The sequence below is a fragment of the Rhizobacter sp. P1_G5 genome, from assembly GCF_056405435.1.
In genome coordinates, this window is record NZ_JBFUCB010000144.1 from 1 (window position 1) to 11231 (window position 11231).

Annotated in this window: 11 protein-coding genes; 8 read left to right on the plus strand and 3 right to left on the minus strand. The window is 70.6% G+C overall.

What is annotated here, in order from left to right; translation table 11 throughout:
• The coding region (locus tag AC1D12_RS12670) for a hypothetical protein (protein WP_490363541.1) at positions 1 to 220 on the minus strand (220 nt) is incomplete at its 3' end.
• A 96-nt stretch (positions 221 to 316) separates the two neighbouring features.
• Here AC1D12_RS12670 and AC1D12_RS12675 point away from each other — a divergent pair.
• The 4 genes from AC1D12_RS12675 (at position 317) to AC1D12_RS12690 (ending at position 4418) form a co-directional block, all read left to right on the plus strand.
• Positions 317 to 2035: an ExeA family protein gene (locus tag AC1D12_RS12675; RefSeq protein WP_477840738.1), complete on the plus strand. Its 1719-nt coding sequence runs from the start codon at positions 317 to 319 to the stop codon at positions 2033 to 2035.
• Positions 2036 to 2046: 11 nt separating this feature from the next.
• Positions 2047 to 2736 carry a general secretion pathway protein GspB gene (locus AC1D12_RS12680; RefSeq protein ID WP_477828104.1) on the plus strand — a complete coding sequence of 230 codons (690 nt, stop codon included), beginning with the start codon at positions 2047 to 2049 and terminating at the stop codon, positions 2734 to 2736.
• Positions 2737 to 2783: 47 nt separating this feature from the next.
• Positions 2784 to 3017 (plus strand): DUF2630 family protein, encoded by a 234-nt coding sequence (locus AC1D12_RS12685; RefSeq protein ID WP_465111215.1) that lies wholly within the window; start codon positions 2784 to 2786, stop codon positions 3015 to 3017.
• 99 nt (positions 3018 to 3116) lie between these two features.
• Positions 3117 to 4418: a UDP-N-acetylglucosamine 1-carboxyvinyltransferase gene (locus tag AC1D12_RS12690; RefSeq protein ID WP_047510024.1), complete on the plus strand. Its 1302-nt coding sequence runs from the start codon at positions 3117 to 3119 to the stop codon at positions 4416 to 4418.
• Positions 4419 to 4433: 15 nt separating this feature from the next.
• Here the strand turns inward: AC1D12_RS12690 and AC1D12_RS12695 are convergent, their stop codons facing one another.
• Together AC1D12_RS12695 and AC1D12_RS12700 are read right to left on the minus strand one after the other, a co-directional pair.
• Positions 4434 to 4943, minus strand: a complete 510-nt coding sequence (locus AC1D12_RS12695) for a GyrI-like domain-containing protein (RefSeq protein WP_465111214.1) — start codon at positions 4941 to 4943, stop codon at positions 4434 to 4436.
• A gap of 25 nt (positions 4944 to 4968) precedes the next feature.
• Positions 4969 to 6129, minus strand: a complete 1161-nt coding sequence (locus AC1D12_RS12700; protein WP_477840741.1) for an imelysin family protein — start codon at positions 6127 to 6129, stop codon at positions 4969 to 4971.
• 184 nt (positions 6130 to 6313) lie between these two features.
• Here AC1D12_RS12700 and AC1D12_RS12705 point away from each other — a divergent pair, with 184 nt between their 5' ends.
• The 4 genes from AC1D12_RS12705 to AC1D12_RS12720 all read left to right on the plus strand — a co-directional run.
• A complete protein-coding gene (locus tag AC1D12_RS12705) occupies positions 6314 to 7438 on the plus strand; it encodes an acyltransferase family protein (RefSeq protein ID WP_477840743.1) in 1125 nt (374 codons plus the stop codon).
• A gap of 13 nt (positions 7439 to 7451) precedes the next feature.
• Positions 7452 to 8936: a lipopolysaccharide biosynthesis protein gene (locus AC1D12_RS12710; RefSeq protein ID WP_465111211.1), complete on the plus strand. Its 1485-nt coding sequence runs from the start codon at positions 7452 to 7454 to the stop codon at positions 8934 to 8936.
• Positions 8933 to 10204: an O-antigen ligase family protein gene (locus AC1D12_RS12715; RefSeq protein ID WP_477840745.1), complete on the plus strand. Its 1272-nt coding sequence runs from the start codon at positions 8933 to 8935 to the stop codon at positions 10202 to 10204. The genes AC1D12_RS12710 and AC1D12_RS12715 overlap by 4 nt, the downstream gene beginning before the upstream one ends.
• A 24-nt stretch (positions 10205 to 10228) precedes the next feature.
• Positions 10229 to 11231: polysaccharide deacetylase family protein (locus AC1D12_RS12720; RefSeq protein WP_477840747.1), on the plus strand; the 1003-nt coding region annotated here is incomplete at its 3' end.

The window sequence follows — 11231 nt, forward strand, 5'->3', positions numbered from 1 at the left end:
GGTCCAGGCTGAGCCGGCTCGACAGGTTCCAGCGTCCGCCCAGCCGCGAGACCCGCTCGCCGACGATCCGGCTGTGCTCCAGCAGCACGCTGGCGGCGTCACCGGCCGACCACTCGCCAGCGGTGGCGGCGTCGACGTCGAAGTGCCCGCCGGCCGCATGCGCCGGCAGCAAGGTGAAACACAGCACGAGGGCGGCGAGGAGCGGATAYGGATACGGCACGCCGCGAGTATCTGCGCCAGGCATGTCAGGGCGATGGCGGGCGGCGATAGACTGCGCGAGGCCGCACCGGCCGCTCGCACCGTCACCCCCGCCCCCATGTACGCGCCATTCTTCGGGCTCAAGCAGGAGCCCTTCTCGATCGCCCCGGATCCGCGCTACCTGTTCATGAGCGAGCGGCACCGCGAGGCGCTCGCGCACCTGCTGTACGGCGTGCGCGGCGGCGGCGGCTTCGTGCTGCTGACCGGCGAGATCGGGGCCGGCAAGACCACCGTCTGCCGCTGCTTCCTCGAGCAGATCCCGAAGCGCTGCAACGTCGCCTACATCTTCAACCCGAAGCTGACGGTGTTCGAGCTGCTGAAGACGGTGTGCGAGGAATTCCGCATCCCCTACCAGCACACGGGCCCGGGTGCGCCGACCGTCAAGGACTACCTCGACCCGCTGAACGACTTCCTGCTGCGCACGCACGCGATCGGCCTGAACAACGTGCTGATCATCGACGAGGCGCAGAACCTGTCGCCCGACGTGCTGGAGCAGCTGCGCCTGCTGACCAACCTCGAGACCAGCGAGCGCAAGCTGCTGCAGATCATCCTGATCGGCCAGCCGGAGCTGCGCGACATGCTGGCGCGGCCGCAGCTCGAGCAGCTCGCGCAGCGCGTGATCGCCCGCTACCACCTGAAGGCGCTGAGCGAGAAGGAAACCTCGCAGTACATCCGCCACCGCATGGCCGTGGCCGGCATGCGCACCGCGCTGCCCTTCGACCGGCCGGCGCGCCACCGCATCTTCCAGCTCTCGCGCGGCGTGCCGCGGCGCATCAACCTGCTGTGCGACCGTGCGCTGCTGGGCGCCTACGGGCAGGGCCAGCCGCGGGTCGACGCGGGCATCGTCGACAAGGCGGCGGCCGAGGTGTTCGGCTCGGCCCATGACGACGACGCGACGCTGCCGGCCGCCTCGCGCTTCGCGCATGCGGGGCGCTGGGGGCTGGGTGCGGCCGGCGCCGCGGCGCTGCTGGGCATGGTGGCCTGGGCGGTCGACGGGCGGCTCGGGCGGCCGTCCGGCGGCAACCCGGATGCGCAGGCGTCGCAGTTCCCGGCCTCACATTTCCCGGCCTCGGCCGCCAGTTCGCCGGACAAGGCCCGGCCATCGGTGGCCGCCGCATCGGCTGCGACCCCGGCCGCGCCGCCGGCCAGCGCGGTGTCGCTCGACCTGCGCGACGGCCTGAAGACCGCCTGGCGCACCGAGAAGGAGGCCTGGCGCGAGCTGGCCCCGGCCTGGAAGCTCGCCGCCGACCTGGCCGACCCCTGCACCAGCGCGCAGCAGCAGGACCTGCTGTGCTTCCGCACGGTGGCGACGCTGGCGCTGATCCGCCAGCTGAGCCGGCCGGGCATCCTGCTGCTGCGCGACGACGCCGGCCAGTCGGTCTTCGTGCTGCTGACCGGCCTCACGCCGCAGACCGCCACGCTGCGCGCCGGCGGCGTCTCGCAGACGGTGTCGCTGCTGTCGCTGGCCAAGGTGTGGCGCGGCGACTTCGCCACCTTCTGGCGCGCGCCCGCGGGCTACCAGTCGGCGCTGAGCGAAGGCCACAGCGGGCCGGCGGTCGACGCACTGGCCGGGCTGGTCGCACGGGCCGACGGCGCGAGCGCGCCGGCCGCCGCGCAGCCGTTCAACGCCGCGCTGAAATCGCGCCTTGCGAGCTTCCAGGTCGCCTGGGGCCTGACCGCCGACGGCGTGGCCGGCCCGACCACCTTCATGCAGCTCAACCGCGCCGCCGGCGTCGACGAGCCGCGCCTGCAGGCCGATGCCGGCCTCACCCACTGAGAGGCACAGCGATGTCCTACATCCTCGATGCCTTGCGGCGCGCCGATTCCGAACGCGAGCGCGGCCGCGTGCCCGGGCTGCATGCCCAGACGGCCACCGCCACGCCCGATGACGACGACCTGCCGGACGGCCGCGGCGGCATGCGCTGGGGTTTTGTCGCGTCGCTGCTCGGGCTGGCACTGATCGTCGTGTTCGCCTGGATGGCGTTCGGGCGCGACAAGCCGATCGAGGTGATCGTCTCGGCACCGCCGCCTCCGCAGCCGGCGCCGCCGCCTCCTCCCCCGGCGCCCGTCGCGATGGCCCCCGCTCCTGCTGCGGCCCCCGCCCCGGCACCGAGCCCGGAACCGGTCGCGGCGCCGGCTCCTGCACCTGCCGCAACTCGCACGGCCGCGGCGCCGGAGAAGGCGCAGCGCAAGCCCGTGCCCGCCAGGCGCGAACCTGCGCGCACCACCACGCCGGCCGCCGACGAGACGCCGGCCGTGCCGCTGAACGAGTTGCCCGCCGACGTGCGCCGCGAACTGCCCACGCTGGCCATCAGCGGCGCGACCTACTCGTCGAGCCGCGCGAGCCGCATGCTGATCGTCAACGGCCAGCTCTACCACGAGGGCGACATCATCGCGCCCAACGTGCACCTGGAGCAGATCCGGCTCAAGTCGGCCGTGCTGCGCTACAAGAACTACCGCTACAGCGTCGGCTACTGATTCCGGCGTACGCTGCGCCGCATCCGCCACTGCAGGAGAGAACGGCCATGAGCGACAAATCGATCCTCGAGCACATCAGCGCCCTCGTCGACGAGGAACAGCAACTGCGCGACGGCACGGCCGCGCCCGGCCAGAACGCCGAGCGCATCCGCCACATCGAGCACCAGCTCGACCAGTGCTGGGACCTGCTGCGGCAGCGGCGCGCCAAGCGCGAGTTCGGCGAAGACCCCTCCAGCGCGAAGGTGCGCGACGAGAAAACGGTCGAAGGCTACGAAGGCTGACACCAGGGCCCTCGTCACTTCACACAGGCTTCATCCGGCGTTCGACGACGCCGCGGACAGTGCGCCGGTGCCCACCACCGCGCGCCTCGCGCACTGTCCATGTCCCACCTCATCGTCCACGGCGGCCAGCCTCTTGCGGGCCGCCTCGTCCCGTCGGCCAACAAGAACGCGGTGCTGCCGATCCTGTGCGCGACGCTGCTGACGCGACAGCCGGTGCGCCTGCGCCGCGTGCCCGACATCACCGACGTGCGCAAGATCCTCGACGTGTTCCGCTCGCTCGGCAGCCGCGTCGAGGTCGACTTCAAGACCGGCGTGCTCGACCTGCACCACCGCAGCACGAACTTCGACGAGACCGTGCACCGCCTGCCGCAGGAGATGCGCTCGTCGATCATGCTGGTGCCGCCGCTGCTGGCGCGCTTCGGCGTCGCACGCATCGAGAGCGACGTGCAGGGTTGCACGCTGGGCGTGCGCGAGATCGATCCGCACGTCGAGGTGCTGCAGCGCTTCGGCGCGCGCGTCGAGCGCCGGCCCGACGCGCTGATCGTGCGCAGCGACGGCCCGCTGCGCGCGGCCGACCACTGGCTCGACTACGCGTCGGTCACCACCACCGAGAACTTCGTGCTGTGCGCGGCGCTCGCCGAGGGCAGCGCGACGCTGATGAACGCGGCCTCCGAGCCGCACGTGCAGGAGTTCTGCGAGTTCATGCGCCAGCTCGGCGCGCGCATCGAGGGCTGCGGCACCTCGCGACTGACGATCCACGGCGTCGACGCGCTCGGCGGCACCGACTACAGCTTCGCCGACGACTTCCACGAGGTGGTCACCTTCCTCGCGCTCGGCGCGATCACCGGCGGCGACGTGCGGGTGCGCAACACCGCCGCGCACCAGTTCCCGCTGATCGACCGCACGTTCGCGAAGCTGGGCGTGCGGGTGCTGCACGAGGGCGGCTGGTCGCGCACCGTCGTCGACGGCCCGTTGCGGGTGGCCGAGCCGTTCACGCAGAACATGCTGCCGAAGATCGAGGCCGCGCCCTGGCCCTACCTGCCGGTCGACCTGCTGCCGATCTTCATCGCGCTCGGCACGCGCGCGCACGGCAGCGTGATGTTCTGGAACAAGGTCTACGACGGCGCGCTCGGCTGGACCTCGGAGCTGTCGAAGTTCGGCGCGCACGCGTTCCAGTCCGACCCGCACCGCATCGTCACCTTCGGCGGCAAGCCGCTGTCGCCGGCCGAGGTCGAGAGCCCATACATCATCCGCGTCGCGATCGCGCTGCTGATGCTCGCGGCCAGCATCCCGGGCCGCTCGGTGATCCGCAACGCCGGACCGATCCGGCGCGCGCACCCGCAGTTCGTCGAGAACCTGTGTGCGCTCGGGGCGCGGATCGAGTGGGAATCTGGGGATTGAACGTGGGGGACTGATTCAGCGCGGCTCGGCGGCGAACACGAGATCGGTGCGCCACTTCGACATGTCGGGCTCGGTGTCCGGCCCGTCGAGGTAGAACTCGTAGCGCCCATCCCACGCCTCGGCGCTGCCGCCGCGCGCCTGCTTGCGCCATGCCACCTGGTGCTGCTGGCCCCAGGCGAGCAGGTAGGCGGTGGCCGGCATCAACTCCTCGGGGTGGCCGGTGTGGCGCATCGTCACGTAGCTGCCGGCAGGAACGGTGCCCGATCGCACCCGCGCATCGCCCGCGGCCGGCTTGCCGACGAGCGTGCCGACGTCGATCTCCATCTGTCCGCCCATGTCGATCACGTTGTAGCGGAAGAACAGCGGGCCGGCCGGCGGCACGCCGTGCGCCTGCAGCCACTCGAAGAGCTGCGGGATCAGCGGTACCACCTTCGACTCGATTTCGCCCATCCGCACCTCGGTGCGGATGAACATGCAGGGCTGCTCGGTGCGCTGTTCGAAGCGCGGGGTCGTGAGGGTCGTCATGCGAGGCTCCTTCCTTCAGGTTGGGTCAGTCTCCATCCGCATCCGTGAACTCGATCGTCACCTTCCACGCCGTCGCGATCGGCGGGTCGATCACCGCGCGCAGCGCGACCAGCGCCTTCACCGGTGCGGCGATGCGCGCCGGCGTCCAGGTGGCGGCGTCGACCGGCAACGCCGCGATGGACTRCCGCACCGCGGTCACCGCGCGCCGCAGCGCCGGCCCGTGCGGCTTCGCGAGGCCCTGCTCGGCCAGCACGTCGTCCAGCCCCCAGCGCGGGCCACCTTGTGTGTACGCGAGGCCCGGCGTCTGCCCGAGCAGCAGCTGCGCGACGCCATCCACATGCGCCAGCAGGAACTCGYGCGTGTGCCTGGTGYGCATGCTGTCGAAGTTCTCCAGCGCGTCGCGCTGCCCCGGCACCTGCAGCGCCTGCGCACGGGCCGCCTTCTCGAGCTTCTTGCCGCGCAGCAGCTCGACGCTGCCGACCAGCAGGTTCAGGATCAGCTTCTTCGCCGCCGGCACGTCGGGCGGCGTCGCCGAACGCCAGCGGTCGGCTTCGGTGCGCCAGCCGGCCAGCAGCAGGCCCACCTCCTCCTTCAGCGCCATCGCGATGCGCAGCGTGTAGCGGCACAGCGCCGGGCTGCGCAGCACCGGCGCCTGCGGCTCGGTGCCGGCCGGGAACAGCAGCCACTCCAGCGCTGGCAGGCCCCGCACCGCCGTGCCCCAGCGTTCCATCGCGTCGTTCGCCGCCGGGCCGGTCATCGGTGCGGTCGCGGTGACGGTGGCCGCCTGCTGGATCACCTTCGGCCGGGTCGGCCAGAAATCGATCGCCTTCGAGCTGCGCCGCGCAAGCGTCGGCCCCATCTGCAGCGCCTCCAGCCGGCGCCAGCTGAGCATCGCCTGCAGCCACAGCGCCTGGCTCTCCTTCAGCTGGGCCGGGGTCGGCTGGCCGCCGGCCGCCATCGCCGCCTCCAGCACCGCCACCAGCCCGGCCGCGCTGCGGTCCAGCGCCTCGTAGGCCGGCACGGCCCACTGGTCGTGCAGCATCTGCATCCAGGTGACGAACGGGTCGGTGGCCGCGCGGGCCCCGGCCGGCACGGCCGACAGCGCGGCGATCGACGCCAGCCGCCACAGCGCCGCGCGGCGTGCCGGGAGGGCGCGGGGCAGGCGGTGAACCGGGCTCGGAGGCATCGGCAGATTATGGACAAAGTCACACTTCGCGCGTGTCTTTTCCCCGCTGGCGCCGCCCCCCTGCCCGGGGGACGACCCCCTGCCCGGGTGGTGTTTTCTGACAAGTCCCTATGGTGCAATGCGACGCCTTTTCCCTCGGCGGAGCGTCTTCCGACCTCGCCGAACCGCCTGCACTCCGAGCCGCATGACCCGATCCGACACCACCGCCGTCCCCGCCTCGTTGCCCCCGCGCAACCTGACGGTCGACGGCCTGCGCGGCATCGCGGCGATGCTGGTGGTGCTGTACCACCTCTACCTCAACACCGAGACGCTGCTGCGTCCCTTCATCCCGGATGCGCTGCACGCGCTGATCGGCAGCTTCGGCGCCACCGGCGTCAACGTGTTCTTCGTGCTGAGCGGCTTCGTGATCTCGATGAGCCTGCGCGACGCGCCGCTGTCGGGCCGCTATGTCGCGATGTTCGCGCTGCGCCGCTCGGTGCGGCTCGATCCGCCGTACTGGGCCACCATCGTGCTGTGCATCGCGATGGCCAAGCTGTCGGCGCTGCTGTTCGCCGAACTCGCCGGCCGCGGCCAGTTCTCCGCCGCGCAGATCGTCTCGCACCTGTTCTACCTGCAGGACATCCTCGGCTACGGCAGCATCTCGGCGGTGTTCTGGACGCTGTGCATCGAGCTGCAGTTCTACCTCGTGCTGGTGCTGGTGCTGACCGCCGCGCACGACCCGGCGCAGCCGCGCAGCCGCCCGATCCTTGCGATCGCCGCGCTGACCGCGTTGTCGCTGGTGCTCGCGGTCGGCCAGATCAAGCTGCCGGTCGACGGCCTGTTCGTGCGCTACTGGCACATGTTCGGGCTGGGCGCGCTGACCTGCTGGTGCGTGTTCGGCGACCTGTCGTGGCGCTGGTGGTGGGCGCTGGTCGGCGTCGAGCTCGCCGTGGTGTTCGGCAGCGCGCCGTCGCTGCCGCACCTCGCGCCGGTGCTGGCCGCCATCGTGATCGTGCTGTCGCGGCGCTGGGTGGCGGCGCGCGGCTGGCTCAGCGGCGCGGTCCACCAGTTCCTCGGCAAGCTGTCGTACAGCCTGTACCTGATGCACCCGATCGTCGGCTGGAGCACGATCTCGGTGCTGAAGAAGCTGTTCGGCGACCACCCGTCCGTGCCGCTCGGCCTGCTGTACATGGCCTGCGGCATCGCCACGAGCGTCATCGCCGCGTGGATCCTCTGGCGTGCCGTCGAGCTGCCGGCCATCCGCTGGAGCAAGCGGGTACCGATGCCGCATGCCGGCGCGCCCACGGTGCGCACGGCCGTTGCCACCTGAGCCGGCCACCGCCATGTCCTCCACCTCCAAGGAAGTCGGCCGCTTCTTCAAGCACTCGGGCATCTATGCCATCGGGAATGCGCTGAACCGCGTCGGCGCCTTCCTGCTGCTGCCGATCTACACCCGGCTGCTGTCGCCGGCCGAGTACGGCACGCTGGAGACGCTGTACCTGGTGTCCACCGTCGTGTCCGGCGTGCTGGGCGTCGGCATTGCGCACGCCACGCTGCGCTTCTACTTCGACTACAAGGACGCCGCCGACCGCCGCTCGGTGGTCAGCACCAACCTGATGGCCTCGCTGGTCATCTCGATCGCCGGCGTGCTGCTCGTCTCGCTGTTCGCCAACCCGATCGCCGCCTGGCTGTTCAACGGCCAGTCGCTCGGCCGGGCCTTCCAGTGGATGCTCGCCACCATCGTGTTCGAGCTCGCCTCGCAGGTCGGCCTCGCCTACGTGCGCGCGGTCGAGCGCTCGATGCTGTTCATCGTCGTCTCGTTCGTGAAGCTGGTGGTGCAGGTGATCGCCAACTCGATCGCGCTGATGCACTTCAACGCCGGCGTCGAGGGCGTGATGGCCGGCAACTGCCTGACCGTCGCGCTCGGCTTCGCGGTGCTGTCGTGGGTGACGCTGCGCGAGTGCGGGCTGCGCTTCGAATGGGCCAAGCTGATGCCGGTGCTGCGCTACAGCCTGCCGCTGCTGTGGACCACGATGGTGGGCATCGTCGCGAGCACCGCCGACCGCTTCCTGCTGCAGTCGCTGGTGTCATTGGAGGCGCTGGGCATCTATGCGCTCGCGCTGAAGCTGTCGAAGCTCGCGTCCGACCTGGTCGGCGAGCCGATCAACCGCGCCTACGGCGCCTTCCGCTTCACGATCATGGAGCGCGACGACGCCGGCATCATCCAGGCCCAGGTGGTGCGCTACCTGGCCGTGATCCTGTCGCTGATCGGGCTGGCCATCGTGCTGTTCGCCGGCGACGCGCTGCGCCTGATCGCCGCTCCGGCCTACTGGAGCGCCGCGCGCTACCTGCCGTGGCTGGTGCTGGCCGCGGTGCTGCAGGTGCTGACCTACCCGCTGCAGACCGGCATCTACTACCAGAAGAAGTCGAGCAGCATCTTCCACATCGCGCTCGCCGCCTGCCTCGTCGGCCTGGCGCTGGGCGTGCCGCTGATCTGGGCCTTCGGCATCCTCGGCGCCTGCCTGACGGTGCTCGGCGTCTCGATCGTCTCGCTGGTGATGACCGACCGCATCAGCCAGCGCCACTTCCCGGTGCACTATGAATGGCGCAAGCTCGCCACGCTGCTCGCGCTGGTGGTCGCCGTCGCGATCGCCGGCCAGGCGGCCGACCAGCTGCCGCTGCTGTGGAGCCTGCCGCTGCGCTTCGTGCTCGGCGCCGCGTTCCTGGTCGGCATCGTCGCGACGCGCGTGATCGAGCCGGCCGAGCTGGCCGCGGCGCGCGCGAAGCTGATGCAGCGCCTCGGCCGGCCTTCCGGGGCAGCCGCATGAGCTTCGCGGTACTCCCCATCTGGCTGTTCCTCGGCAGCCTGCTCGTCGCGCCGCAGCTGTGGTGGTCGCCGCTGCTCGGGCTGCGCGTCGACTACATCGTCTACCCGATGTGGCTCCTGGTGCTCGCGTCGCGCGGCCGGCTGGGCGAGGTATTCCGCTTGCGCACGCAGGACTATTTCTTCCTGCTGATGTACGTGTGGATCTTCCTGAGCGTGATGGTCGCCGGCCTCACCGACATCGGCCAGTTCTACCTCGTCTACTACGCGAAGCTGTTCCTGGTGTACCGCCTCGTCAGCGCGACCATCAGCGACGTGACCGACCTGAAGCGCACCGGCTATGCGCTGATAGCGCTCGCGCTGCTGATCGCGATCGAGGGCATCCAGCACATGAACAACCCCGAAGGCATCGGCTGGGCGGGGCAGAGCTATGCGTGGATCGACGGCTCGGCCTCGTCGATCGGCCTGAAGTCGCGCATCCGCTGGATCGGCATCTTCGACGGCCCCGGCGTGTTCTGCGTGATGTTCACCGCCGCCGCGYCGTTCGCGTTCCAGTACATGGTGAGCCCGTACGCGCTGTGGCTGCGCGTGGCCGCCGCCGTCGGGCTGACCTTCCCGCTGCTGCTCGCGGCCTTCTACACCGGCTCGCGCGGCGGCATCCTGGCCACCGCGGCGATGGTCGGCATGTTCATCGTCTCGCGCTTCAGGATCAGCCTGGGCAAGCTGGTGATCGCGGCGGCCTGCGGCGGCATCGCGCTGGCGGCGGCCCCGTCGTACCTGACCGAGACCAAGGACGCCAACAACTCGGCGCAGGGCCGCGTCGAGATGTGGGCGATGGGCCTGCAGATGGTGCAGGAGAGCCCGCTGTTCGGCGTCGGCAAGGGCAACTTCGCCGTCTACACCCGCAAGCTGGTCGCGCACAACTCGGCGCTGGAGGCGATGGGCGAGACCGGCTTCCCCGGCATGTTCCTGTGGATCGCGATCATCTACATGGGCTTCAAGCACGTCATCGTGCGGCTGCGCGAGACGGTCGACCCGACCGAGAAGCAGGCACTGCTCGCGGTGATGATGAGCCTGTCGGGCTACCTGATCAGCTCGCTCTTCGTCTCGCTCGAGACGGAGATCATGTATTTCCTCCTGGGAATGACGGCCGCAGTGGGCCGCTTCACCACACAACCCGTGGGATTCACCCGCAAGGACTTCATGTTCATCGTGGCCTTCCAGGTCGCGTACTACATGGCCTTCAAGGTGTTCATCATGGGGTACTACTAGCAGTAACCGGAGCGAGGGGACACCATGGGCGGCAAGCAGGCGATGCTCGCGAGGTGGCTGGACATGGCCGGGGTGACCCGCGCGCGCCTGCGCAGCGGGCCGAGCGGGCTGACGATCCTCGCGTACCACCGCATCCAGGACCTGGCCGACGAGTCGCGTTTCGCGGCCGACCCCGAGCTCGTCAGCGCGAGCGTCGCCGAGTTCCGCCGCCAGCTCGCCTTCCTGCGCGAGCACTGGAACCCGATCGGGTTGTCGAACGCGATGGACGTGATCGAGCGCGGCCAGGCGCTGCCGCCGCGCAGCGTCGCGATCACCTTCGACGACGGCCACCTCGACAACTACACCCACGCCTTCCCGCTGCTGCGCGAGATGAACGTGCCGGCGACCATCTTCCTGTCGACGCAGTACATCGGCAGCCGCGAGCCGTTCTGGTTCGACCGCGTGTCGACGCTGCTGTTCTGCGCACCCGCCGGCGCGTTGCGGCTGCCGCTGGCCGACGTGACGCTGCAGCTCGGCGACATCGCGTCGCGCCGCGCCGCCTCCGACCGGTTGCTGTCGGTGCTGAAGCGCCTGGCCGACGAGCGCCGCCGCGACGCGCTGCAGGAGCTGGAGGCGCTGCTCGCGCGCCACGCGGTGCCGGCCGACGCGGCGCCCGCCTCGGCGCTGGACTGGGACCAGGTGCGCGAGATGACGCAGCACGGCATCGAGTTCGGTTCGCACACCGTCACGCACCCGGTGCTGTCGATGCAGACCGAAGAGCGCGTGCGCTTCGAGCTGTCGCAGTCGCGCGAGACGATCCGCCGCGAGACCGGGCAGCGCGCCGACCTGCTCGCCTACCCGGTCGGCAAGACCTACACCTTCAACGATCGCGTCGTCGCGATCGCGAAGGAATGCGGCTACCGCGCCGCGCTCGCCTACATCGACGGCGTCAACGACCCGAGCTGCGCCGACCGCTTCGCGCTCAAGCGCATCGCGGTCGAGCGCTACATCCCGCATCCCCTGTTCATGGCCCGCATGACCTTTCCCG